This window comes from Amycolatopsis sp. MtRt-6 (assembly GCF_017308975.1).
Classification (GTDB): Bacteria; Actinomycetota; Actinomycetes; order Mycobacteriales; family Pseudonocardiaceae; genus Amycolatopsis.
In genome coordinates this window covers 135,554-160,338 of record NZ_JADWPD010000012.1, presented here as the reverse complement: position 1 = coordinate 160,338, position 24,785 = coordinate 135,554, and the positions used below count along the sequence as shown (strand labels likewise).

Genomic DNA, 24,785 nt, shown 5'->3' with positions numbered 1-24,785 from the left:
CCAGGGTCCCCCCTTGGTGTAGATCGTGGCGGACGCCGCCACACGGAACGCACACAGAAATCCCGCGACCCCGCCCGCACCGGCACAGCCAGCCGCGCACCCACACAGTCGCCCCGCTTACCCGGACAGTCGGCCGACGCACCCGGACGGTCGGTTCGCGTGACTCGACCGTCGGTTCGGGAGCCGACCGCCCAGAGACGCAGGCCGCCCCTCCAGGCATGCGCGAGCCACCGGCCGGCCGCGTGACACGACCGGCCGGGACGGGGTTCAGGTGCGGGTCAGTCCTCGCAGGTGCCGGCCGTCGCTCGGAACAGCTGGGCACGCTCGCCGCCCACTGCCCGGACCCGGACCGGCGGGTCCGCCGCCGGCAGCCATACCGACTGGCCGCGCCTCAGCTCGACCTTCTCGCCGTCGTCCGCCGTCACCAGCAGGTCACCCGCTGTGCACAGCAAGATCTGGGGCCCGACGCTGTCGACCGATATCTCGTCGTCCTGACCGGAAGCCCACTCGACGCGGGACAGCTCGAACTCCGGCGCGTCCGTCCGGTACACCGCCATGCGGCCGCCGACGTCCCCGCACTGGACCGGCATCTCGCCGCACGCGAAGTCCACCACTCGCAGCAGCTCCGGCACGTCCACGTGCTTCGGCGTCAGACCGCACCTGAGGATGTTGTCCGAGTTCGCCAGGATCTCCACGGCCGTTCCGTGCAGGTACAGGTGCAGGTTGCCCGCCGGCAGGTAGATCGCCTCGCCCGCGCGCAGCGTCAACCGGTTCAGCAACAACGCCGCCAGCACGCCCGCGTCGCGCGGGTGCGCCTCGCCCAGCTCCAGGATCGTCCGGCACTCGACCGCGAACTCGCCGTGCTCCTGGACGTGCCGGACGCACGCGTCGAGCACCTCCGGCAGCAGCGAATCCAGCGACGGCTGCGGCAGCGTGATCCACGTCGTGAACAGCGCGCGCAGCCCGTCCGGGTCCGGCTGGGCCTCCAGCAGGCCGGTGTACTTCGCCAGCCCCGGCGTCTCGATCGCCTTCAGTAGCTTCACCGTGCGGTCCGGGGTGCGGAACCCCGCCAGCGCGTGGAACTCCGTCAGCGCGCACACCAGCTCCGGCTTCGCCGTCGGATCCGGGTAGTTCCGGTTCGGCGCGTCCCGCGGGATGCCCAGCTGCTCCTCGCGGGCGTGCCCCTCCGCGGCCTGGGCCGCCGACGGGTGCGCCTGCATCGACAGCGGCTCCTCCGCCGCGAGGATCTTCAACAGGAACGGAAGCCGCCCGCCCCACCGCTTCGCGCAGCGCTCGCCGAGCTGGGTCACCGGGTCGGCGTCCACCAGCTCGAGCAGGCTCCGCTCGGTCCCGTCGGGGCCGATGACGTGCGACGGGTCACCCGGGTGGGCACCCATCCACAGCTCGGCCTCGGGGTGCGGCGCGGGTACCGGACGGCCCAGCAGCTCGGGGATCGCCGTCCGCGATCCCCAGGCGTAGGGCCGCACCGCATTGCGCAGCAGCTCCACTGTCACCTCAACTCCACTCCTTCGGCACCGGCCAGGCCGGTGCTAGGCGGGTCTCACGCCGTCGCGGGCGCGAAGCGGCCCGCGCCGCCGATGCTGCCCGCCGCCAGCCCGAGATAGACCGCCGCCAGTTCGAACCGCAGTGCCAGCACCGCGGCCCGCACGATTTCGTCGGCCTCGATCTCCTCGGCCGGCGCGATGACGTCCGCGCCGGGCAGCAGATCCTCGGCCTGGTAGCGCGCCGCGTCCGTGGCCGGACCGGTCCGCACCGAGAGCAGCAGCACCCGGGTGGGGATGTCACCAGAGGGATCGTCCGGATCGGCGAAGATGTCACGCTCCGCGCCACCTGATTGCGCCGCCCGCCGCAATGCGGGGCGCGCCAGGGCCTGACGATAGTCCTCGACGTCGCACACCGTGGCCGCGTGGGCCGCGAACGCGTGCGCAGCGTGTTCGCCGACGGCGACCGCGACCGGGTCCAGCCCCCACAGCAGGGGCACGCGGTCGGCGACGCGCAGCGCGAGCGCCTTGGCCGGGTTCGCGAACGACTCCCGGGCCAGGTAGTCCTTTTCGGCTTCGAGGTCCAGCTGGTCGGCGAGCACCTCGACGTCGGAGATCAGCAGGCCCAGCGCGTTCGCGGTGAGCAGCCCGGCGGCCAGGCCGCGCGGGAACGCCAGCTCCGGCGGCACCGGGATGCGCGGCGCCAGCAGGATGCCCTTGCCGGCCACGGCGGCCGCCACCGGACCTTCCGACGGCGCCGAAAGCACCACCGAGGCGCCGTAGCGGGCGGCGCGCTCCAGCGAGGCGGCGAGCTCGCGGTCACCCGGGTCGTCGGTGTGCGCGAACACGACGTCCAGCGCGCCGATCCAGCTCGGCACCACCTCGGCGACGACCACGGGCACCGGGCAGGACGGCGTCAGCAGGGCCGCCAGCAGCCGTGTGAGCGTGCGGCTCACCCCGGGGCGGTCGATCAGCACGACGGCGCGGGGACGGCCCATGTCGAGCCGGTCGGACAGCTCCAGCTCCGCGGCCAGCTCGGCGGTCGCCCGCACCTGGGCGCCCGCCATCGCGGCGGCCCGGAGCAACCCCGCGCTGTCGGCCTCGGCCAGCCGCGCGGGGTCGTCGAGCAGCGTGTCGTCAAGCACTGTCGGCATCGGAATTCCCGTGTTCCCCGGGAAGGGTCGCTTCGTCCAGGAGCAGCACCGGGATGCCGTCACGGACCGGGTACACGCGACCGCACTCGGTGCACGTCAGCGCGTCGGCCTCGGGGTCGTCCGGCGCGCCCGGCCGGAGCGGGGCGTGATCGGGCGACGGGCACGCCAAGATCTCGAGGAGCTGGGCGTCGAGCGTAATGGCCATGGTTCCTCCATACCACGCGGGGGACTGTGGTGAAGAGCACTTCAGGACACAGTTCGGCCCCGGCGCGCCCTTCTCCGGGACGGTCAGTTGCGGATGATCGCGAGCACTTCGTCGACCAGCCCCTGCACGGCCTCGGCGTTCGCCGCCTCGACGTTCAGCCGCAGCAGCGGTTCGGTGTTGGACGGGCGCAGGTTGAACCAGGCGCCGCCCGGCAGCTGCACGGTCAGGCCGTCCAGCTCGTCGATCTCGACGCCGGAGCGGGTGCCGAAGGAGTCTTTGACGGCCATCATCTTCGCGACCTGGTCGTCGACCGTGGAGTTGATCTCACCCGAGGCCGCGTAGCGCGAGTACGCGCTGGTCAGCTCGCTCAGCGGGCCGCTCTGCTCGCCAAGCGCGGCGAGGACGTGCAGCGCCGCCAGCATGCCGGTGTCGGCGCGCCAGAAGTCGCGGAAGTAGTAGTGCGCGGAGTGCTCGCCGCCGAAGATGGCGCCGGTGCGGGCCATCTCGGCCTTGATGAACGAGTGCCCGACGCGGGTGCGGACCGGCTTGCCACCGTGCTCGGCGACGATCTCCGGGACGCCCTTGGACGTGATCAGGTTGTGGATGATCGTGCCGCCCGGGTCCTTGGCCAGCTCGCGGACGGCGACCAGCGCGGTGATCGCGCTCGGCGAAACCGGTTCGCCGCGCTCGTCGACGATGAAGCAGCGGTCGGCGTCGCCGTCGAAGGCGATGCCGGCGTCGGCGCCGACCTCGCGCACCTTCGCCTGCAGGTCGACGATGTTCGCCGGGTCGAGCGGGTTGGCCTCGTGGTTCGGGAAGCTGCCGTCGAGCTCGAAGTACATCGGGACGACGTCGATCGGCAGCCCGGCGAAGACGGTCGGGACGGTGTGCCCGCCCATGCCGTTGCCGGCGTCGACGACGATCTTCAGCGGCCGGCTGCCCGACAGGTCGACGAGCTTGCGCAGGTAGGCGGCGTAGTCGTCGAGGACGTCCCGCTCGGTGACCGAGCCGCGCTGGCCCTCGAACCCGGGCACGCCCTGCTCGACGGTGTCGCGGATCTCGGCGAGCCCGGTGTCCTGGCCGACGGGGGACGCGCCGGCGCGGCAGAGCTTGATGCCGTTGTACTTCGCCGGGTTGTGGCTGGCGGTGAACATCGCGCCCGGCATGTTCAGCGAGCCCGACGCGAAGTACAGCTGGTCGGTGCTGGCCAGGCCGATGCTGACGACGTCGAGCCCCTGCGAGGTGACGCCCTCGGCGAACGCGGCGGCCAGCGCCGGCGAGGAGTCGCGCATGTCGTGGCCGATCACGACCGAGGGGGCTTCCGGCTTGATGAGCAGGGCGAACGCGGCGCCGAAGTCGCGGACGAGGTCCGCGTCGAGCTGCTCGCCGACCACGCCGCGAATGTCGTAGGCCTTCACGATGCCCGAAAGGTCTGGCACGCCGTCTCCCCGCGAATAGTCGTCACTGGCGCCCGCTGCGCCGCGCGGAAAGCCTACCGGCGAGGTGAGTGGGTTACGCGTTCAGGCGCGACCGGGCAGGACCCGCAGGTGGCCGCGGCGCCCGGACGGGCCCTCCGGCTCGGGAGCGGGCGCCGGTTTGTCGGAGCGGCCGGCCTCGCGCACGGCCTCGGCCAGCGCGGTCAGCTCGTCGGCCGACGGGTCGGGCGCGGCGAAGGCACCTTCGTGCCGGACGACTTCCCAGCCCTTGGGCACGGTCAGCCGCAGCGCGTGGGCTTCGCAGAGGTCGTACGAGTGGGGTTCGGAGGCGGTGGCCAGCGGGCCGACGACGGCTGTGGAGTCGCTGTACGCATACGTCAGCGTGGCCACAGCTGGCTCGAGACAGCCAGTACGCGAACACTTCCGTACGCTCCGCACGAAACGAAACGATAGCGCGTCGCCGCAAGCCTGGAGGAGCGACACGCGCTGGGACGTGCCGACCGCATAGACTTCGGGCGTGGCGACGGCACGTGATTACCGACAGCGGCGGCGCTCGCGGCGGGACCGGCACGGCCGGGGCCTGCGCGGGACGCTGTACCCGGCGACCCTGCCCGCCGCCGCGAGCCGCGCGGAGAGGTTCGACGCACTGGTGCTGGACGCGCTGGAGCCGATCGAAGCCCGCTGGCGCCACGAGCTGACGAAGCTCGACGTGGCGGTCGACGACGTACCGGAGGTCCGCGAGAACGGCCACGCGCCGGCGGACGGCGTACTGCACGACGGCGCGGTGCCGCTGTCACGCCTGGTCCCGGCGGGCGTGGACCGCACGGGGCTGCCGACAAGAGCACGAATCGTGCTGTACCGGCGGCCACTGGAGGCGCGGGCGAAGGACCCGTCGGAGCTGGCCGAGCTGGTGCACGACGTGCTGGTGGAGCAGGTGGCGGGGTATCTCGGCGTGGAGCCGGACGTCATCGAAGGCGAGTAGCGCCCGTCCCGAGCGCCCCAATGTGGCCTTGGGTGCGTTCAACGCACCCAAGGCGGCCTTCGGTGCGTTCAACGCACCGAAGGCCACATTGGGGCGCTTGAGAGCCGGGGCCAGGGGCGGCGCCGGGCTGGGATCGCTGCGAACCGGCGGCCGGCAGCGCAACCCGGCCACAGGTCACCCGCGAACCGGCGGCTGGCGGCCGGCGGCTGGCGGCTGGCGGCCGGCGGCCACAAGGCGGCGACGCGGACCGGCGGCCGGCAACGCGAGATGACCAACGACGTCACCAGACCTCCCCCGCCCCTCATCCCAGCCTTCTCTTCAGTCGACGACCGGGTTTGTCAAGGCACGCTTTCCCGCCTTGACAAACCCGGACGGCGACTGACAATCCGAACGGAGGGGCGGGGGAGGTCGGACCCGCCGCCCAGCCGCGGCAGAAGCCTGCCGTGGCAAAAAAGATTGTCCTCGCCGGACGGGCAGGCTCCGGGATGACCACGGGGAGCGCTGTCCCCTCACGTTTGTGAGGTGGGCCGCTGGGTGGTCATCCCGCTCCTTTACTGGGTCAAGCGCCGCCGGGCCGGGACCGCCGTCAGGAGCGTGAACAGCACCGCCGCCAGCTGGGCCAGCAGGAGGAGGTTTCGCTCCGTTCCCGGGTACTCCACCGTCACCTCCGATGACGCCTGCGGCACCGACACCGCCACCTGGTGGCCCCATGCCGGCACGATCGGGACCGGCTTGCCGCCCACCGTGGCCTTCCAGCCCGGCTCCTGCTCTGCCGCCAGCACCAGCAGGCGCCCGGTTGGACCGTCGGACACCCGGACGCGCACGTCCGGCAGGTTCGCGCGGACCGGTGCCACGCCCGGCGCATTGCCCGGTGCTGCGCCGCCCGTTACCGCTGCCTTTGCCTGCTCCGGCGAGATCAAGATCACCTGGCCCGCCGGTGGCAACACGCGGAGCACCCCTCGGCCGTCGGATGTCGGGGCCGCCACCGAGAGCATGTCCTTCGCCAGTGGCAGGTACGCCTGGGGGTCCACGCCGGGTGGGAGCACCACGAACTGGACGCCAGCGGCCGCGGCCGCCGCTAGCGTGCGCTGGACCGCCGCCGCGTCGCCCTGGCCGAGCTCTGTGCGCCACGTTGCCAGGCGGGTCGCTGTGCCGGGTGTGGGGGCCAGCTCGTCGTCGCCGTGGTGCGGGAGGCGGCCGCCGATCTGGCGGGTTGCCTCCGGGGCCAGGTCGAGCAGCGACCGGCCGGACTCCGCCAGCTCAGCCGCGACCTCCGGGGCCAGTGCCGGCCGATCGCCGGCCCGCAGTGGGCCCTGTCCGCCGACGACCACCGCGCCGGCCGCCAGTGCCAGGAACACCGCCACCCCGGCCGCGGCCATCACCTTCGGCAGCCACGTCGCCGGGACGCCGGCCGGGCCACCTCGCTGCCACGATCCGAGCACGACCCACAGCAGCCCGGCGCCGATGATCAGCAGCGGCACGCCCGCGTAGCCGTGCGCCGGGGCGCCGCCCTGCAGGGGCGGCAGGGTGACCAGCCGCACCAGCACCAGCCCGCCCGCGCCCAGTGCCGCGAGCGCGAGCCCGCCGGCGGCGAGCTTCGTCGGCCGGACGACCACGGCCACCAGTGCCGCGGCGATCACCGCGACGCCGAGGGGCCAGGCGCCGGGCCCGCCCGGGTCGAGGCCGGCCAGGTCGGTGCCGGAAACCCCCGAAGCCGCGCCGCCGAGTCCCTGCACGAGCAGTTCCGGGTGCTTCAACAGCACCGTCGGCCACGGCAGCAGCAGCGCCAGCGGCAGCAGCACCACGATGCCGACCGACGCGATCCGCCGCGCCAGCCCGGTCGGCGCGGGCAGCACGACGAACCCGATCAGCAGCCCGGCGAGTGCGAGCCCGTGCGCCAGCGGCGAAAACGCGCCGAGCAGCGCGACCCCGAACGCCGACAGCGCGGAGACGTGCAGCCAGCGCGTGTCCGCGTTGACGAGCAGCCCGGCGATGCCCGCGGCCACCAGCGGCAACACCAGGTGCACCACGACGACGTCGAGCCGGCCCTGTGCCACGCCGGCGGTCGCGGCGGGCAGCAGCGCGTACGTCGCGGCGATGACTGCGCGGACCCAGCGGCGCACGCGAAGCCGCCTCGTCGCCGTGTACGCGCTCAGGGCGGCCAGGGGGATGTCGCCGATGAGGAGGATCGCCACCAGCGCGGCCGGGCCGCCGATCGGCGCGAACACCGCGCCGAGCGTGCCGAGCACCGGCAGGGTGGCCGACGCGGGCGCGCCGGTGCCGCCCGCGATCGCGTGCCACGGCGTCAGGTACGACGTCCACAGCTCCCCCAGCCCGCCGACCGGGAGCAGCTTGCCGCCGAAGAGGTCGAGGCCGAGCCGGGCGCGGTTGACGTACAGGCCGAGCGCGGTCAGCACGACCAGCAGGACGACCGGCGGCGCGAAGATCGTGGCCGCCAGGACGCGGCGCCGGTTCACCTCCACGAAGACGAGTTCGGGTTCCGGCTCTTCGGTTTCGGGCGTGTCTTCGGCCACCGGCGTTTCCGGGAGCGTGACGGCGACGAGCGTGCCCGGCCGGCGCAGCCCGGACCCGCGCGAGCTGACTCCGCGCAGCGCGCCGGCGGGCAGCGCGTCGGGGCCGACCGGACGGTTCTCGCGGGCGTCGAGCGCTTCCGGCGTCACCCACGCCGACTCGGTTTCGACGGTCTCGGGCACCCGGCCGAGGGCGACGTCGTTCTCGACGCCGCGGCGCACCAGGCCGACGACGCCGGCGCGGACGGCGTTGCGCAACCGGGTTCCGCGTCCGGTGAAGAGCCCGCGAACCGTGCCCGGCCGCGGATTCCGCCGTCGGTGGGCGCGGGCGGCGCGCAATCCGCCGCGTCCACTGAGGAGGTACGCGGCGGCGGCGAGCTCGGTCCGCGCTTCCCCGGTGCGGCGCAGCAGGAGGAAGGCCAGCGCGCGCAGCACCGTTAGCAGCGGGAGCCGGATCAGGCCGAGCCAGAAGGAAAACGGCGAGCAGTTCACCAGGAACACGCGCAGCCCGTGGGCGCGGTTGGCCGCGGACGGCGCGCCGGGGAGCGCGTCCGCGGCCCGGCGCCCGGTGGTGACGGCGCGGGCGTGCCGCACCCGCGCGAGCGGCACGGTCAGGACCACGCCGCCGGCCGCGTTCGCGCGCCAGCCGAAGTCGAGATCCTCGCGCAGCAACGGGAAATCCGGGTCGAAGCCGCCGAGGTCGTCCCAGGCGTCGCGGCGGACGAGCGAGCCGGCGCTAGGCACGGCGAGCACCTCGACCGGGTCCTCGCCGGTCGTGGCGACCTGCTGGCGGTGGCCGGAGGCGTCGGTGGAGAGGCCGGCTTCGACGATCAGCCGCGGATCGGTCCAGTCGAGGCCGAGGGCGCCGAGCACGGTGGCCGACGGTTCCTTCGTGGCGGTTTGGAGCAGCTGCTCGAGGCAGTCGGGTTCGGGTGCGCAGTCGTCGTGCAGCAGCCACAGCCAGGAACCGGGGTCGCCCCAGCGTTCGGTGGCGTGCGCGACGGCTTCGGCGACCGCCGCCGCGAAGCCGGTTTCACTCGACAGTGTGATGACCCCGGAGAGCACGGGAGAAGAATCCGGCCCGGGATCTTCGGCGGCTTCGGCGAGCAGCCGCGGGGTCGCGTCGGTGGAGCCGGTGTCCACGGCGAGCACGTGCCGGGGCCGGACGGTGCTGCGGCGCAACGCGGAAAGCGCCAGCGGCAGCCAGTTTTCGCCGTCGTGACAGACCACAATGGCCAGAACGGGCGCGGTGCGCGGGACGGGCGGCGCAGCGGTGCGGGGCAACGAACGCTCCAGATCAGGCGGCAGTCGGTGCGGCCACCCTACGGCCCCGGTGCATCACCCGATGGTGAACCCACGCCGTGTTCACCACGTGGAATCACCGGTGACGCAAAGCATCACCGGTGATTCGCACTAGACAGCTCGCTTCTTCAGCTTGCGGCGCTCCCGCTCGGACAGACCGCCCCAGATGCCGAAGCGCTCGTCGTGGGCCAGCGCGTACTCAAGGCACTCGTCCTTGACCTCGCAACCCAGGCAGATGCGCTTGGCTTCGCGGGTGGAACCGCCCTTCTCGGGGAAGAACGCCTCCGGGTCCGTCTGCGCGCACAGGGCGCGTTCCTGCCAATCCTGCTCTTCTTCGGTGGCATCGATGAGCTCGGTGAGATCTCCCAGAGCCTGCTCCGGGATCTCGCCCCAACCCATGACGTGCCCCCATTCCTTCCCATCGGCTTCCAACCGCACGTCCGCCTCCTCGCTCCCTAGCACTCCCCAGGCTGGCGGTGGTGAAACGACACTCGCCGTCCCCTCTCGGCGGCGAATGACATCACTGTGATTACACCCGTGTAGTGCGGTCAGGTCAAGCGGAGTAGCGAGTTCGGGGGACGTTCCGGCCCGATCGCGCAAGGGGACACGCCGGTAACTTCACACCGGGCATACGGAAGACTGGAGCACGTGCAGAAGTCAGCAGTGCGCCCCAGCCCGGTCTTCCTCGGCATCCTCGCGCTCACCGTCGCCGGTGGCGCCATGGCCGCGTTCGGTGACATCAACACCGTTTTCGTCCGCGACCGCGACCCGCTGCTCATCGCCGGCGTGGTGATCTTCGTCGCCGCCGGCTGGGTGGCGTCGTTGTCGCTGCACGAGTTCGGGCACGCGATGGTCGCCTACCGTGGCGGTGACTACAGCGTCGCCCACAAGGGTTACCTGACGCTGGACGTCCGGAAGTACACCGACCCCGTCCTGTCGATCGTCCTGCCGCTGATCTTCCTCATCATCGGCGGCATCCCGCTGCCGGGTGGCGCGGTCTGGATCAACCGCGGCGCGCTGCGTTCGCGCGGGACGTCGTCGTGGGTGTCGCTGGCCGGGCCGCTGAGCAACCTCGCGGTCGGCGCGGCGCTGTGCCTGGTGGTGGCGCTGGTGCCGATGGCGGGCGGGCTCGTGATCGCGATGTCGTACCTGGCGTTGCTGCAGGTGGTGACTTTCCTGCTCAACATCCTCCCGATCCCGGGCCTCGACGGCTGGGGCGCGATCGAGCCGTACCTGCCGCCGCGGGCGCGTGAGATCGGCGCGCAGGTCCGCCCGTGGGCGCCGATCGCCCTGTTCGCCCTCCTCTTCTTCTTCCGCCCGGCGAACGCCGCGCTGTGGGACGGTTCCTACGCCATCTTCAACGCGTTCGGCGGGTACGTCGACGGCGCGCGGATCGGCTTCAGCGTCTTCCAGTTCTGGAACTGAGGTTTGGACCGGGCACCGCGCGGGAAGATCAGCGGTGCTCGGTCAGCCAGACGTGCGCCCGCTTCCACACCTTCCGCAACCCCGACCGCTCCCCGAAGTAGTCCCCCGCCGCACCGACCACCGGCAGCAGGCCGACCGCCCGGTGGAACAGGTTCCCCCGCGGCCGCTTCTCCAGTTCCTCCGTGATGCCCAGCAACGCCCGCCCGAGCCGCCACAGCGTGCGGCCCGCGGCCTTCACGGTCGCCTTTCCGTGCTTCTTCTCCGACGCCGTCAGTTCCTCGGTCAGCTTCGCCGCTTCGTCCGCCTCCGCGGCTTCGTCGTGCTCCGCGTGCTTGCCCGCCGCCAGGTCCGGGTCGATGTCGCGTTCGAACAGCACCCACGCGATCAGCCGCACCCGCGTGCCGACGTCCGTCACGCCGTACTCGCCCGCGATCGCGCACAACAGCAGGCCCTGGGACGCCGCGCCGAGGGCGTCCTGGACCGGCAGGCGGTCCGCCAGCGCGCCGCCCAGCCCCGGGATCGACGTCAGCAGCGCCGTGAAGCGGCCCACGCGGTTCATCCACCAGCTCGACCGGTCGTAGCCCGTCATCCGGGCCCACGCCGCCGTGCCGGGCACCTTCACCGACGTGACGCCGTGGATCAGCTTCGCCTTCAGGCCGGACTCGACCTCGGCCAGGTCGTCCGCCGCCCGGGCCTGCAGGCCGAACGGGTCGGACTCGCGCAGGGCGTCGAGCATCGGCCCGCACGCCCGCACGAACGGCCGCAGCACCGCCACGACCTGCCGGTCGGAGATCGCCTCACCCATGTCCCGGTCTCCTTCCCACCGTGCGGCGCGGCCCGCCGCCGAGCACCATCGCGGCCGGCAGCGCGCTCGCGCCCAGCAGCAGCAACGCCCGCCAGTCCTGGATCAGCAGCCGGTCACCGCCCGGGCCCTGCAGGCCGACCCCGAACACCACGAGCACCCACACCGCCAGGGGTACCCACGAAAGCCCGGGCCGCACCAGCTTCGCGGTGGTCCACACCAGCCAGGGCGTGGTGACGGCGCCGACGAGGACCGTCACCGGCACCGGGACGACCCCGATCCGCAGCGGCAGGAAGAACATCTCCAGCAGCGCGAGCAGCACCGTGTCGACGACGAGCAGCGCGAGCAGCAGCCCCTGGTCGAGCGTCAGCCGCTCCGGCACCGTCACAGCCCGCCGAACAGGTCGTCCCCGGCACCTTCGGCCGGGCCGTGGGCGAGCACATAACAATCCCGCGCGAGGATCGGCTGGGCGATCTCGTTGGTCAGCGCGAAGTACGGGACGTCGCCGTCGACCACGGTGAGCTGTGTCGCGTGCGCGCGCAGTGCGGCCACCTTCGCGGGCAGGTACGCGGCGACGTCGAGCACCGTCGTGATCTCTTCGTCCGGCGTCGTGGGCAGCTCGTCGTCCGGCGGCACCCGGAACACCGGGTCGCCGGCACGCAGCGCGCTCAACCCGGCACGCACGGCGTCCCGCGGCGCGACCGTGTGGAAGACCCGCCGCACCGAGCGGGCCCGCGGCGCCGCCGCCATCGTGATGTCGTGGGCCCGGATGTGGTCGGGGTGGCCGTAGCCGCCGAAGGCGTCGTAGGTGACGACGACCTGGGGCTGGACCTCGTCCAGGACCTCCGCCAGCTGCGCGGCCTGCTCGTCGGCGGACCCGCCGGTGAACGCCCGCGGGTGCGCCGCCGACGGCGTGCCCGCCATGCCCGAATCGCGCCACCGGCCGAGCCCGCCCAGGTAACGGTGGCGGGACACCCCCAGTGCGGCGCACGCGGCGGCCAGCTCGGTGACGCGGTAGCCGCCCAGCTGGTCGGCGGCGTGGGCACGCAGCCCCTCCAGCTCCCCCAGGCCGGCCATCACCTCGCCCTCCTCACCCAGCGTGCAGGTCACCACGGTGACCTCGGCGCCTTCGGCGGCGTATCGTGCGATCGAGGCGCCGGTGGTGATGCTTTCGTCGTCGGGATGGGCGTGGACGAACAGCAGCCGTCGGGATACCGGGGAGATCACGGGTTGAGCGTAATTCCCGTGCTCCGACGTTCGTCGGGGACACCCTCGGTTATCCTCGCGCGAGTCGCGACCGCCGCGTCGTGACAGTCTGTACCCCCACGAAGGGCATCTGGTGAGCACTGAAGCAACTTCGGCGGACGTCGCCGGCGTGTCAGGATCGGTCCTGTCCATTTCCGACCTCAGCGTGTCGTTCCAGACCGAGGACGGCGTCGTGAACGCCGTTAAGGGCATCGGGTTCGACGTGCAGCCCGGCGAGATCGTGGCCGTGGTCGGGGAGTCCGGGTCCGGCAAGTCCGTCACGTCGATGTCGGTGCTGGGCCTGCTGCCCAAGACCAGCCGGATCGCCGGTGAGCTGCGCCTGGGCGAGCGCAACCTGGCGGATCTCAAAGAGAAGGACATGCAGAAGATCCGCGGCAATCAGGTCGCGATGATCTTCCAGGAGCCGATGACGGCGCTGAACCCGGTCTACACGGTCGGCTGGCAGCTGCGCGAGGCCCTGCGTTCGCACCTCGACATCGCCAAGGACGCCGCCGACAAGCGCGCGGTCGAGCTGCTCGACATGGTCGGCATCCCGAACCCCGAGCTGCGGTTCAAGCAGTACCCGCACCAGCTCTCGGGCGGCCTGCGCCAGCGCGTCGTCATCGCCATGGCGATCGCCTGCGACCCGAAGGTCATCATCGCCGACGAGCCGACCACGGCGCTCGACGTCACGGTGCAGGCGGAGATCCTGGGCCTGCTGCGCAAGCTGCGGGACACCCTCGACACGGCGATCGTGCTGATCACCCACGACATGGGCGTCGTCGCCGACATGGCCGACCGCGTCATCGTCATGTACCAGGGCGAGATCGTCGAAGAGGCGCCGGTGCGCGAGCTGTTCGCGTCGCCGAAGGAGGACTACACCCGGCGGCTGCTCGCCGCGGTGCCGGTGCTCGGCCAGCGCCCCGAGGGCCGTCGCCTGCTCGACGACGCGGGCATCGACGCCGACAGCACCGAGGCGGCCAAGATCGCCGAGGAGATCCGGCTGGCCGACGAAGAGCTCGAAGCCGTGATCGAGGAGGCCGCGCCGGCCCTCGAGATCAAGAACCTGGTCCTCGAGTACCCGGGCCGCCGCGGTCAGGGCAAGAACCGCGCGGTCGACGACGTCTCGCTGACCATCGCCAAGGGCGAGATCGTCGGCCTGGTGGGCGAGTCGGGTTCGGGCAAGTCGACGGTCGGCCGCTGCGCCATCCGCCTGCTCGACCCGACGGCGGGCACGGTGTCCATCGCGGGCAAGGACATCACGAAGATGTCGGCGAAGGAGCTTCGCCCGCTTCGCCGGTACTTCTCGATCGTGTTCCAGGACCCGGCGTCCACTCTGGACCCGAAGATGACGATCGGCGAGTCGATCGCCGAGCCGATGGTGCTCCACAAGGTGCTCTCCGGCAAGGAGCTGTCGGCGCGGGTGCGCTCGCTGCTCGACAAGGTCGAGCTGGGCGGGCACTACATGAACCGCTACCCGCACGAGCTGTCGGGCGGCCAGCGCCAGCGCGTGGCGATCGCCCGCGCGCTGTCGCTCGACCCGGCGCTGCTCATCGCGGACGAGCCGACGTCGGCGCTGGACGTGTCGGTGCAGGCCCGCGTGCTGGACCTGTTCCTCGACCTGCAGCAGTCGCTGCAGTTCGCCTGCCTGTTCATCAGCCACGACCTGGCGGTGGTCGACCTGCTGGCCGACCGCGTCGCGGTGATGCAGCACGGCAAGCTGGTCGAGGTCGGCACCCGCGACCAGGTGCTGCACTCGCCGCAGCAGGAGTACACGAAGCGCCTGCTCTCGGCGGCCCCGGTCGCGGACCCGGTGCTGCAGGCCGAGCGCCGCGCGGCCTGGGAGGCCGGCAAGCTGGCCCCAGTGGCCGACTGACGTTTGACCCGCTGAAGGGCCCGCACTCACACCTGGGTGCGGGCCCTTCGGCGTGTTCGGAGGGGTCTTACGCGTGTCTGGAGGGGCATCACGCGTGATCAGGCGGGCATCAGCCGACGCGGATGCGGGGGTCCAGGATGCCGTAGAGCAGGTCCGCGACCAGGTTCGCGATCACCACGCTCGCCGCGATCACCACCAGCCAGCCCATCAGCACCTGCGGGTCGTTCTTGTTGACCGCCTCCACCAGCAGCGTGCCCATGCCGTGCCAGTTGAACACCGTCTCGGTGATGATCGCGCCCGTCACCGTGGCGCCGAAGTTGACCGAAAACAGCGTCATCACCGGGATCAGCGCGTTGCGGAACGCGTGGCGCCAGATCACACGGCTGTTCGACACGCCCTTGGCGCGCGCCGTGCGCACGTAGTCGGCGCCCAGGACCTCCAGCATCGACGCCCGCTGGAACCGGCTGTACGCGGCGAACGTGATCGCCATGATGGACAGCGTCGGCAGCAGGAACGCGCCGACGTACTTCGCGAGCGCGTCACCCAGTCCGGTCGCCGAGAGGCTCTCCGGGCTCGTCGTCCGCAGCCACGGGTCGCCGAGGACGTCGGACAGGCCCAGGTCGCGGACCCAGACGTTGGCGCGGATCGCGTACCCCTTCAGGACGATCGCCACGCAGAAGATGGGCATCGAGAACATCAGGAACGCCAGCGTCGTCGCGAGGTAGTCCCAGATCGAGTACTGCCGGACGGCGGCGAGGACACCCACCAGCACGCCGAAGACCAGGGCCAGCACCGACGCCGTCAGCACCAGCTCCAGCGTCACCGTGAACGCGGCCATCACCTTCGGCTGGACCGGGGTGAACGCGTTGCCCTGCGCGATCGAGATCCCCCAGTCGCCGGTCAGGAAGTGCCCCAGCCAGCTGAAGTAGCGGGCGACGACGCTCTGGTCGAGACCCAGCTTGTGCTCGGTCTCGGCGATGGCCGAGGCGCTGATCCCGGGCTTGCTGCGGAGCTCGCCCAGCGGGTCGCCGGTGTTGGCCACCATGACGAAGCACAGGAACGTGCCGACCAGCAGGACCGGGATGGAGATGGCCAGCCGGCGGAGCACGTAGAGCACGAGATTCATCCGAAACCCCCAGGTTCGGCGATCACCCTGCGCGAAAACGAGCGCGGGGGTGACCGGAACCCGGTCACCCCCGCGTCTTGCGTTCAGGCCTTCATTCTCCGCTGGCGCGGGTCGAAGGCGTCGCGAAGACCGTCACCGATGAAGTTGATCGTCAGTGAAATCAGCACGAGCACGATGAACGGCCCGAAGAACAGCGCCGGCCGCGTCTGCAGCTGGGCGTAGTTCTCCAGGATGACGCGGCCCAGCGAAGTGTCGGGCAGCTGGACACCGAGGCCGATGAACGACAGCGCGGCTTCCGCCAGCACGGCCTGCGCGACCGCGAGGGTCGCGTTGACCGTGATGCTGCCGACCATGTTCGGCACCAGGTGCTTGAAGATGATCCGGAACGTTCCGGCGCCGGACGCGCGAGCCGCGTCGACGAACTCGCGTTGGGACAGCGACATCGCCTCGGCTCTGGTGATCCGGGCGATCTGCATCCAGCCGAACGCCGCCAGCACCAGCGCGACGATGTACCAGGAACCGCCGCCGAACACCTTGGCGAGGATGGCCGCCGCGGCGATCTGCGGGATGATCAGGAACAGGTCCGTCACCCGGGAGATCGCCGAGTCGGAGAACCCGCGCAGGTAGCCGGCGACCGCGCCGAACACGACGCCGATCACGGTGGCCAGGATCGACACCGTCAGCGCGATGAGCAGCGAGTACTGCGTGCCGCGCAGCACCTGCGACACCATGTCCTTGCCGACCTGCGTCGTGCCGAGCGGGAAGTCGCCGCTGGGCTTGGCGAACGACGGGAACGAGCTGTCCTCGTAGTTGTGCTTCCAGAAGATCGGCATCACGATGCTGATCAGCACGATCAGGAGGAGCACGCCCGACGACGCCATCGCCAGCTTGTGGTGCAGGAACTTCCGCAGTACCAGCTTGCCCTGGCTCCGCGGCTCGGGCAGTGCCTCCGGGGGGAGCGTGCCTTCGGCGGAAGCGGTTTCGCTCGCGAGAAGGGAGTTCAAGTCAGCCAACGCGAATCCTCGGGTCCAGGATGCCGTACATCAGGTCGGCGATCAGGTTGGCGACGATGACACTGCTGGCGATCACCACGAGCCAGCCCATCATCACCTGAGTGTCGTTCTTCGTGACGGCTTCGACCAGCAATGTGCCCATACCGTGCCAGTTGAACACCGTCTCGGTGATGATCGCGCCGGCCAGCACCGAGCCGAAGTTGACCGAGAACAGCGTCGACACCGGGATCAGGGCGTTGCGGAACGCGTGCCGGAAGATGACCCGGCCGTTTCCGAGGCCCTTGGCGCGCGCGGTGCGCACGTAGTCCGAGCCCATCACCTCGAGCATCGAGGCGCGCTGGAAGCGGCTGTACGCGGCGAAGCTGATCGCCATGATCGACAGGGTCGGCAGCAGGTACGCGCCGATCGTGCTGGTGATGAAGTCGCCGACGCCGTCGGTCTTCAGCTGCTCCGGGCTGGTCGTGCGCAGCCACGGGTTGCCGAGGACGTCGGACAGGCCGAGGTCGCGCACCCAGCCGTTGATCTCGATCGCGTAGCGCTTCAGCACGATCGCGACGCAGAAGATCGGCATCGAGAAGAGCAGGAACGCCAGGGTGGTCGCGAGGTAGTCGATGATCGAGTACTGCTTCACCGCGGCCAGCACGCCGACGATGATGCCGATGATCAGCGCGAGGATCTCGGCGCCGACGACCAGCTTGAGGGTGACGCCGAACGCGGCCATCACCTTGGGGGCGACCGGCGCGAGGGCGTTGCCCTGCGCGATGGAGATGCCCCAGTTCCCGGTCAGGAAGTCACCCAGCCACGTGAAGTAGCGGGGCACGATGCCCTGGTCGAGACCGAGCTTGGCGGCCGTGGCGGCCAGCGCTTCCTTGCTGATGGTCGGGTTCTGCCGCAGCTCGCCCAGCGGGTCACCGGTGCCGGCGACCATGACGAAACACAAGAAAGTCCCGACCAGCAGGACGGGAATCGATATCGCCAGACGGCGAAGGATGTAGATCACCAGGTTCAACGAACTGCTCCTCATCCGGGCCTGGTCGTCAGAAGTGCGCTGGACCGCTACCCGGTTGTCTACCGTAGTGGCGGTAACCCTACGGTCAACAGCTACTTCCGGTGGGCACCGGGGCCCGGCTTGTGGCCGGACCCCGGTGCCTCCCAGGTCATCTGGAGCGAGGGGAAGGAAGAGGCGGGGCGAGCCCTACTTCTTCGGCTCCCACTCGCCGGCGTTCCACAGGACACCGTCGTACGACTGCATGTAGACGCGGTCGATGCCCTTGAACGCCCACATGCTCGGCGTCTGGAACAGCGGCAGGGTCGCGTAGTCGTCGGCGATGGCCTTGTCGGCCTCCTGGTACTTCTGGAGCTTGACCTGCTCGTCGGTCGCCTTCACCGCGGCGGTGTAGGCCTCGTCGATCTTCGGGTCGCACAGCGCCTGGTAGTTCTGCTCACCACCGTTGTCCGGGCAGACGTAGATCGACTTCGACTCCGCCTTGAACGGCTGGGCCGACCAGCCGAACAGCGCCACGTCGTAGTCACCGGTCGAGACGCGGCCACCCTTGAGGAAGTTGGCGTCGGTCTCGTCCTTGACCTCGATGCCGGCCGCCTTGGCCTGCGAGATGATGATCTCGACGGTCTGGCTGCGGCGCGCGTTCTGGTTGTGCGTGATCTTGAACGAGGCACGCACACCGTTCTTCGCGAAGATGCCGTCGGCACCCTTGACCCAGCCGGCGTCGGTCAGCGTCTTGGCCGCCGCGTCGGCACCCAGGCCCGCCTTGCTGCTGTACAGGTCGGTGTAACCCTCTTCACCCTGGAAGAAGACGACGCTGTTCAGCGGCTCCGCGTCCGCCTGGACCTCCTTGAGCAGCTTGTCGGTGATCTCCTTGCGGTTGACCGCCTCGAAGAACGCCTTGCGCAGGTCCTTGTCGGCGAACATGCGCTTGAAGTTCAGGTCGAGGTGCTCGTAGGTCAGCTGCGGGGCCGAACCGTAGATCACGCCCTGCGCCGCGAGGCCCTTCATCGTCTGGGCCGCGGTGGCGTCCGGCTGGGTCGACGCGGCGACGTCGATCTCACCGTTCTGCAGCGCGGTCGCCATCGCCTTGGTGTCTTCCATGGCGCGGACGATGATCTTCGCCGGGCCACCCTTGCCGCCCGCCCACTGCGGGTTCTTCTCGAGGGTGACGGCCTTCTGGTTGGCGTCGAACGCGGTGATCTTGTACGGGCCCGAGGCCGGCATGATGTCCGGCTTGAAGCCCTTCCACTCGTTCGACCAGAAGTCACCGGCGGCCTTGATCTGGGCCGGGTCGCCGGTCGGGGCCAGCTTGGTGATGTCCGCGATGCCGGTCTTGGCCTCGAGGACGTGCGCGGGCATGATCGCCGGCGCGTTGAACAGGCCCTTGTAGTCGAGGTAGGGCTCGCTGTAGTCGGTGACGAAGGTCAGCGGGTCCTTGCAGGTCGCCGTCTTGATCAGCGAGTAACCGGTGGTCGACGCCGAGTTGAACGGGTTCTTGCCGTCCGGGCCCTTGGCCAGGCCGCTCTGCGACAGCCACGCCAGGTACATGTCCTTGCAGTCGTAGGCCTGGCCGTCCGACCACTTGATGTTCGGCTTGATCTTGTAGGTGACCTGCTGCGGGTCCTTCTGCGTGACGTCCCACGACTCGAAGACGTCGTTGTTCAGCAGCACCTTGTTGTTGCCGTCGAGCTTCAACGTGCCGGAGAGCACCGCGGTCAACACGTAGTTGTTGTACGAGCTGTTGGTGTCCGGGGTCTGGTTGTTGTACCCCGAGTACCCGTCGTCGATACCGATCGTGACGGTACCGTCGTACGGCTGCGTGGCCGCGAGCTTGAACAGGTCACCGGTCTCGGCCTTGCCGACAGCCATCGCCTTGACGTCGGTCGACGATCCGTTCTGGTCGGTGTTCCCCGAGCCCGAATCACCACCGCTGCAGGCGCTCAACAACAGCGAAGCGCCGGCGACGAGCGACAACGCGGAGACTGCTTTGGATCTCCTCATGAAGTGTGCCCTCCTAGCACTGAGCCCTTGAATATCGGGACAAGGGCCCACACCGCTCCGGTTTGGATGGGCCGGAGCCTACGACACGCCAAGCGACACTCAACTGGCGCACTGCGGGTGCACGCTAGAAAGGAAAAGCACCGACAGTCACCAGTTCAGGGTCGATCGTGACCAAAGGGTGACTTCCAGTCGACATCCAGAAATACGACGGTTACCTCATGGATTCACAGCGTCCCACTCGAAGGCGTTGGTAAAGATCACCCGGTAGTACTGAATGCGTAGCCAACCGATTACTTCGGGCCGCGAGTCCAGTTCACCGCGGACCCGAACGGGCCCACCATCGGAGGACCGGGCGTGACGCCCGAGATGCCCGATCCGATCGCCAGGGTGTCAGCCAATTGGAACAGCGGAATCACCACGTTCTGCCGCCAAAGTTCAGGCTCAAGGGTGGTGAGCGCCTCGGTGATCTGCGTCGATCCGGACAGCGCCGCGTCGATCGACGGCTGCAGCGCCGGGTCGCAGAACCCGGCCGCGTTGCCCGGCACGACGGGCTTGGTCTTGTCGGCGCCGGCGGCCGTCTGCTCCGGCCGGCAGCCGAAGGTCGAGGCGAGCACCGACGCGGTGTCGCCGCCGACCGCCTGCGGCACGACGGCGATGTCGACCCCGACGTTGCCCGCCGAGTCGCCGGTCGGCTGCTGGACCCCGCTGACGACCGGCATGGCGAGCAGGCCGCTGAACAGGTCGCGCGGCTGCGGCGTGATCGCGTTGACCTCGATTCCCTGCGCGGCGAGCTCGTTGGTGAGCTCCTTGGCGATCGTGGCGTACGGCTCCTGGGTGCCCGGCGAGGCGATCACCAGCGAGAGCGCCTTGCCGTTCTTGCGCCAGGTGCCCGCGGTCTTGGTGTAGCCGGCCGCCTTCAGCGACTCCTCGCCCTTGGCGACGTCGGGCGCGGTGGGCGGGCCGGGCGGGATGGTCGCCGCGTAGCCCTTCACCGACGGCGCCGTCACCTGGGCGTCGGCGTGCAGGGCCGCCGACGGGCCGCCGTCGACGCCTTCGGTGATCAGCTTGGCGCGGTCGACGAAGGCGGCGATGCCGGCCCGGACCCGGGCGTCCTGCAGCGTCGCGCTGACCGGGCGCAGCAGCACGCCGGCCACCAGCGGGCGGGCCACCGTGTGCAGCTTGACGGCGGACCCGAGCTCGCCGAGCAGCTTGAGCTCGTCGCCGTTCGTCCGCGCCAGCGCGAACTGGTCGTTGCCGCTGCGCAGCGCGGCGAGCAGCGTGTTCTGGTCCGACCGGCGGAGCACGATCCGGTCGATGGCGGCGGGCTTCTCCCAGTAGCGCTCGTTGCGCTCGAGGATCACTTCGCCGCGGGCGGTGTCCAGGCTCTTGATCGAGAACGGGCCGGCGACGGCCGGGAAGTTCGAGGCGAGCGCGCCGCGCCAGCCGTCGGGCGCGTCCTTGAGCAGGTGGGCGGGCAGCAGGTCGGAGAACAGCGTCTGCCAGCCCGGGTACGGCTTGGCGAAGGTGACCTCGACGCGCTTGCCGCCTTCGCGGGACTGCAGGTCGGTGATCTGCCGGTAGCCGGCGGGCTCGATCACGCCGGGCTGGTCGCGCATCTGGGTGCGCAGGTAGTCGAAGTCCTCGGCGGCGATGGGCGCCCCGTCGGACCAGGACGCGTCGGCCCGGATGTCGTAGGCCACCACGAACGGCTGCTGCGAGATCACCTCGGCGGACTTCATCAGGTTCTTGTCGAGCTGGGTGGTGCCGTCGTCCTTCTGGCGGAACACCGACGGCAGCAGCAGCTGCGAGAGCGCGGAGGTCACCTGGGACGAGTCCGCGAGGTTGTGCGGGTTGTACCCGCCGAGCACGTCGTCGACGCCGACGACGATCTGCGACGGCGTCTTGCCGGTGCTGGACACCGGCGCGACCGAGGAGGACACGACCGGCGGTGGCGGGGTGTTGGAACACGCGGTGAGCAGCACGGCCGAGAGTGCCAGCACCGGCACCGCCTTGCGATTCACCCGCACGCCCCGTTCCTCCCAGTTGTCCCCGATCGGGTCAGCCATGCTCCCACGACCGCCTTCGCCGCCGGAACCGAGATTCCCACACCCGGATCGGGCGGCTCCGCCGCCCCAAGGTGGGCCCTCTGGGGAAGGACGCGCGGAACACCGTCCGGGTTCCCGGACCGTTCCGGAACGGCGGAACGAACACGGCCCGGACACGAAAAAGGTTCACGCCGGTGGTCGGCGCCAGGCGATGAAGCCGTCACGGCCCCTATAAAGATATAAGGAGAAGAACGGCGGAATTCGTGACGACGGGTTTCGTCCGGCAAACCCAGCGTAAGCGAACGGGCACGCAAAAACCTCCCGGCGACACGCACCGGGAGGTTTTCGCGAAGCGGAGGATCAGCCGTTGTCGCGGCTCTTGGCGCGCGAACGCTCCTTCGCGCGGGTGTTCACGTCCAGGGTGACCTTGCGGACCCGGACGACCTCGGGCGCGACCTCGACGCACTCGTCGGCCGAGCAGAACTCCAGCGCCTCTTCCAGGCCCATCTTGCGCGGGCGGGCCAGCGTCTCCATCACGTCGGCGGAGGACTGACGCATGTTGGTCAGCTTCTTCTCCTTGGTGATGTTGATGTCGAGGTCCTCGAAGCGCGGGTTCTCGCCCACGACCATGCCCTCGTACACCTCGGCGCCCGGCTCGACGAAGAACGTGCCGCGGTCGGCCAGCTGGATCATCGCGTACGCGGTGACCGGGCCCGACCGGTCGGCGACCAGGGAGCCGCTGTGCCGGGTGCGGATCTCGCCCGCCCACGGGAAGTAGCCCTCGAACACGTGGTTCGCGATGCCGGTGCCGCGGGTCTCGGTGAGGAAGTCGGTGCGGAAGCTGATCAGGCCGCGCGACGGGAGCACGTACTCCAGCTTGATCCGGCCGGTGCCGTTGCCGCTCATGTCCTCCATGCGGCCCTTGCGGGCGGCCAGGAGCTGGGTGATCGCGCCGAGGTGCTCCTCCGGCGAGTCGATGTAGAGGCGCTCGAACGGCTCGTGCAGCTTGCCGTCGATCGTGCGCAGGACCACCTGCGGCTTGCCGACGGTCAGCTCGAAGCCCTCGCGGCGCATCTGCTCGACGAGGATGGCCAGCGCCAGCTCGCCGCGGCCCTGGACCTCCCAGGTGTCGGGGCGCTCGGTCGGCAGGACGCGGATCGAGACGTTGCCGATCAGCTCCTGGTCGAGGCGGGCCTTGACCAGCCGCGCGGTGACCTTGTCGCCGCCGTTGCGCCCGGCCAGCGGCGAGGTGTTGACGCCGATGGTCATCGAGATCGCGGGCTCGTCGACGGTGATCCGGGGCAGCGCGACCGGGTTGTCGACGTCGGCGAGGGTGTCGCCGATCGTGATGTCCGGGATGCCGGCGATGGCGACGAGCTCGCCCGCGCTGGCCTCGGTCGCCGGGACGCGGGTGAGCGCCTCGGTGACCAGCAGCTCGGAGATGCGGACGTTCTGCGTGGTGCCGTCTTCGCGCATCCAGGCCACGGTCTGGCCCTTGCGCAGCTTGCCGGCGTGGATGCGGATCAGCGCGATGCGGCCGAGGAAGTTGGACGCGTCGAGGTTGGTGACCAGCGCCTGCAGCGGCGCGTCGAGGTCGGCGGCGGGCGGCGGCACGTGCCGGAGCAGCGTGTCGAACAGCGGGTCGAGGTTCTCGCTCTCGGGGATCTCGCCGTCGGCGGGCTGCTCCAGGCTGGCCTTGCCGGCGCGCGCGGAAGCGTAGACGACCGGGAGGTCGAGGATCGCGTCGTGGTCGGCGTCCTCGATGTCGCTGGCCAGCTCGAGCAGCAGGTCGTGGGTCTCCTCGACGACCTCGGCGATCCGGGCGTCCGGCCGGTCGGTCTTGTTGACCAGCAGGATCACCGGCAGGCCGGCTTCGAGGGTCTTGCGCAGCACGAACCGGGTCTGCGGGAGCGGGCCCTCGGACGCGTCGACCAGCAGGACGACGCCGTCGACCATGGCCAGGCCGCGCTCGACCTCGCCGCCGAAGTCGGCGTGGCCGGGGGTGTCGATGACGTTGATCGTCACCTGGCCCTCGGGCGTCTGGCGGTGGATCGAGGTGTTCTTCGCGAGGATCGTGATGCCCTTTTCGCGCTCCAGCTCCCCCGAGTCCATCACGCGGTCGACGACCTCGGCGCGCTCGGCGAAGGCGCCGGACTGGCGGAGCATCGCGTCCACCAGCGTGGTCTTGCCGTGGTCGACGTGGGCGACGATCGCGACGTTGCGCAGGTCGGGCCGGGTCTTACCGGTCGGCCGGCCGGTTTCGACGGTAGCGCTGGCTGCGGGCACGCGAGAACTCCTGAACTTCAAGGGTTGGATGGCCGCGCAAGCCGTTCGGCATCCCGTGACCGGCTCTGGTCACACGCGGACCTCACCCAGGATACCTGCCACCCCTCTGTGAGCGGCCCCACGCCCCCCTGGCGGTTAGGCTGACCTAACGTGGAAACCCGGTGAAGGTCACCGATCCGGAAGGTGCGTGCGCGTGGGCAAGAAGCCGAAGGACCCGCGGAAGGTCGTGCGCAAGCTGATGAAGGCCGGCAAGGTCAAGAAGAAGTGCTGCCGGTCGAAGCCGCGCTGCAAGAAGTGCCCGGTATTGGCTCTGAAGAAGGCGAAGCTGGATCTGGCCGCCTAGTGGGGGACGGCCTCGTTGACCAGCCGGAGCTCCGGCGCGGTCTTCGTCGGCGAGAACTCGATGACCTCGTACTTCGCGAGGTGCTTCACGCAGAACGGGTCGGACGCCAGGATGGCGTCGAGCTTCCCGCGGGCCATCGGCCGCGTGATGATCACGCCGCCGGTGCGCGGGTTCCGCCGCCCGGAAGCCAGGAAGTGGCCGTGCTCGTACTGCCTGTTCAGCCACTCGGCGTGGTCCGGGAGCGCGTAGTCGATTTCCTCGATCGGGGCCGTGTAGTTCAGCAGGACGACATACATGGATAGACCGTAACTCCGCTCGCGCGCATCCGCGTCCGGACGATGCGAAGTGGTGACGGATCGGGTTATAGTCGGCGCCATGCACGCGCAGACGTCCAGCTGGTGGCCGCCCACGGCGGCCGTCTAGTCCTGCGCTGAACCCAGCAGCGGCCGCCCCGGACGGGCGGCCTTTTTCGTGCCTTCTCCGGGGTGGCCCCACCTCGAGAAGG

General features: G+C 70.4%; 21 protein-coding genes. 4 read left to right on the top strand and 17 right to left on the bottom strand.

Features of this window, described 5'->3' with window-relative positions:
• Positions 1 to 278 precede the first annotated feature (278 nt).
• The 5 genes from manA to I4Q55_RS21760 all read right to left on the bottom strand — a co-directional run bounded on the left by manA (position 279) and on the right by I4Q55_RS21760 (position 4,735).
• Entirely contained in the window at positions 279 to 1,508 is a 1,230-nt protein-coding gene (gene manA, locus I4Q55_RS21780) for a mannose-6-phosphate isomerase, class I (RefSeq protein ID WP_206790241.1), read from the bottom strand.
• A gap of 53 nt (positions 1,509 to 1,561) precedes the next feature.
• Entirely contained in the window at positions 1,562 to 2,656 is a 1,095-nt protein-coding gene (locus I4Q55_RS21775) for a hypothetical protein (RefSeq protein ID WP_206790103.1), read from the bottom strand.
• Positions 2,640 to 2,861 carry a Trm112 family protein gene (locus I4Q55_RS21770; RefSeq protein ID WP_091317709.1) on the bottom strand — a complete coding sequence of 74 codons (222 nt, stop codon included), beginning with the start codon at positions 2,859 to 2,861 and terminating at the stop codon, positions 2,640 to 2,642. The genes I4Q55_RS21775 and I4Q55_RS21770 overlap by 17 nt, the downstream gene beginning before the upstream one ends.
• Before the next feature lie 83 nt (positions 2,862 to 2,944).
• Positions 2,945 to 4,300 carry a phosphomannomutase/phosphoglucomutase gene (locus I4Q55_RS21765; protein ID WP_206790101.1) on the bottom strand — a complete coding sequence of 452 codons (1,356 nt, stop codon included), beginning with the start codon at positions 4,298 to 4,300 and terminating at the stop codon, positions 2,945 to 2,947.
• A gap of 81 nt (positions 4,301 to 4,381) precedes the next feature.
• Positions 4,382 to 4,735 carry a DUF3499 domain-containing protein gene (locus I4Q55_RS21760; RefSeq protein ID WP_033261311.1) on the bottom strand — a complete coding sequence of 118 codons (354 nt, stop codon included), beginning with the start codon at positions 4,733 to 4,735 and terminating at the stop codon, positions 4,382 to 4,384.
• 79 nt (positions 4,736 to 4,814) lie between these two features.
• Between I4Q55_RS21760 and I4Q55_RS21755 the strand changes: the two genes are divergently transcribed.
• Positions 4,815 to 5,279 carry a metallopeptidase family protein gene (locus tag I4Q55_RS21755; protein ID WP_167384899.1) on the top strand — a complete coding sequence of 155 codons (465 nt, stop codon included), beginning with the start codon at positions 4,815 to 4,817 and terminating at the stop codon, positions 5,277 to 5,279.
• A gap of 551 nt (positions 5,280 to 5,830) precedes the next feature.
• Here the strand turns inward: I4Q55_RS21755 and I4Q55_RS21750 are convergent.
• Both I4Q55_RS21750 and I4Q55_RS21745 read right to left on the bottom strand, forming a co-directional pair.
• Positions 5,831 to 9,094: a glycosyltransferase family 2 protein gene (locus I4Q55_RS21750; protein ID WP_206790099.1), complete on the bottom strand. Its 3,264-nt coding sequence runs from the start codon at positions 9,092 to 9,094 to the stop codon at positions 5,831 to 5,833.
• 129 nt (positions 9,095 to 9,223) lie between these two features.
• Positions 9,224 to 9,511, bottom strand: a complete 288-nt coding sequence (locus tag I4Q55_RS21745; protein WP_167385067.1) for a WhiB family transcriptional regulator — start codon at positions 9,509 to 9,511, stop codon at positions 9,224 to 9,226.
• Between the two features lie 264 nt (positions 9,512 to 9,775).
• Between I4Q55_RS21745 and I4Q55_RS21740 the strand changes: the two genes are divergently transcribed.
• Positions 9,776 to 10,537, top strand: coding sequence for a site-2 protease family protein (locus I4Q55_RS21740; RefSeq protein ID WP_206790240.1), 762 nt, complete (start codon positions 9,776 to 9,778; stop codon positions 10,535 to 10,537).
• Between the two features lie 28 nt (positions 10,538 to 10,565).
• Here the strand turns inward: I4Q55_RS21740 and I4Q55_RS21735 are convergent, their stop codons facing one another.
• The 3 genes from I4Q55_RS21735 to mshB are packed head-to-tail and all read right to left on the bottom strand — an operon-like array spanning position 10,566 to position 12,566.
• A complete protein-coding gene (locus I4Q55_RS21735; protein ID WP_206790098.1) occupies positions 10,566 to 11,342 on the bottom strand; it encodes a hypothetical protein in 777 nt (258 codons plus the stop codon).
• Entirely contained in the window at positions 11,335 to 11,727 is a 393-nt protein-coding gene (locus I4Q55_RS21730) for a hypothetical protein (protein ID WP_206790096.1), read from the bottom strand. Before I4Q55_RS21730 ends, I4Q55_RS21735 begins: the two co-directional genes overlap by 8 nt.
• On the bottom strand, positions 11,724 to 12,566 hold the full coding sequence (gene mshB, locus I4Q55_RS21725; protein ID WP_206790094.1) for an N-acetyl-1-D-myo-inositol-2-amino-2-deoxy-alpha-D-glucopyranoside deacetylase: 843 nt from the start codon (positions 12,564 to 12,566) through the stop codon (positions 11,724 to 11,726). Before mshB ends, I4Q55_RS21730 begins: the two co-directional genes overlap by 4 nt.
• Positions 12,567 to 12,678: 112 nt before the next feature.
• On the opposite strand from mshB, the gene I4Q55_RS21720 reads away from it, so the two are divergent.
• Positions 12,679 to 14,460, top strand: a complete 1,782-nt coding sequence (locus I4Q55_RS21720) for an ABC transporter ATP-binding protein (protein WP_206790092.1) — start codon at positions 12,679 to 12,681, stop codon at positions 14,458 to 14,460.
• Positions 14,461 to 14,569: 109 nt separating this feature from the next.
• Here I4Q55_RS21720 and I4Q55_RS21715 read toward each other — a convergent pair whose 3' ends face one another.
• The 6 genes from I4Q55_RS21715 to typA all read right to left on the bottom strand — a co-directional run bounded on the left by I4Q55_RS21715 (position 14,570) and on the right by typA (position 23,937).
• Entirely contained in the window at positions 14,570 to 15,586 is a 1,017-nt protein-coding gene (locus tag I4Q55_RS21715; RefSeq protein ID WP_206790090.1) for an ABC transporter permease, read from the bottom strand.
• 83 nt (positions 15,587 to 15,669) lie between these two features.
• The gene (locus I4Q55_RS21710) at positions 15,670 to 16,599 is read right to left on the bottom strand and encodes an ABC transporter permease (protein ID WP_206790088.1); all 930 of its coding nucleotides are present in this window, start codon (positions 16,597 to 16,599) and stop codon (positions 15,670 to 15,672) included.
• Complete coding sequence (locus I4Q55_RS21705) at positions 16,592 to 17,608, bottom strand: ABC transporter permease (RefSeq protein WP_206790086.1); 1,017 nt, start codon at positions 17,606 to 17,608, stop codon at positions 16,592 to 16,594. Before I4Q55_RS21705 ends, I4Q55_RS21710 begins: the two co-directional genes overlap by 8 nt.
• Positions 17,609 to 17,794: 186 nt before the next feature.
• Positions 17,795 to 19,606 (bottom strand): ABC transporter family substrate-binding protein, encoded by a 1,812-nt coding sequence (locus I4Q55_RS21700; protein WP_206790084.1) that lies wholly within the window; start codon positions 19,604 to 19,606, stop codon positions 17,795 to 17,797.
• Between the two features lie 290 nt (positions 19,607 to 19,896).
• Positions 19,897 to 21,633 carry an ABC transporter family substrate-binding protein gene (locus I4Q55_RS21695; RefSeq protein WP_206790238.1) on the bottom strand — a complete coding sequence of 579 codons (1,737 nt, stop codon included), beginning with the start codon at positions 21,631 to 21,633 and terminating at the stop codon, positions 19,897 to 19,899.
• Between the two features lie 378 nt (positions 21,634 to 22,011).
• Positions 22,012 to 23,937 carry a translational GTPase TypA gene (gene typA, locus I4Q55_RS21690; protein WP_206790082.1) on the bottom strand — a complete coding sequence of 642 codons (1,926 nt, stop codon included), beginning with the start codon at positions 23,935 to 23,937 and terminating at the stop codon, positions 22,012 to 22,014.
• A 193-nt stretch (positions 23,938 to 24,130) separates the two neighbouring features.
• On the opposite strand from typA, the gene I4Q55_RS21685 reads away from it, so the two are divergent.
• Positions 24,131 to 24,280 (top strand): hypothetical protein, encoded by a 150-nt coding sequence (locus I4Q55_RS21685; protein ID WP_167455137.1) that lies wholly within the window; start codon positions 24,131 to 24,133, stop codon positions 24,278 to 24,280.
• Here the strand turns inward: I4Q55_RS21685 and I4Q55_RS21680 are convergent.
• Positions 24,277 to 24,576 carry a YciI family protein gene (locus I4Q55_RS21680; RefSeq protein ID WP_206790081.1) on the bottom strand — a complete coding sequence of 100 codons (300 nt, stop codon included), beginning with the start codon at positions 24,574 to 24,576 and terminating at the stop codon, positions 24,277 to 24,279. The genes I4Q55_RS21685 and I4Q55_RS21680 overlap by 4 nt on opposite strands.
• Positions 24,577 to 24,785 lie beyond the last annotated feature (209 nt).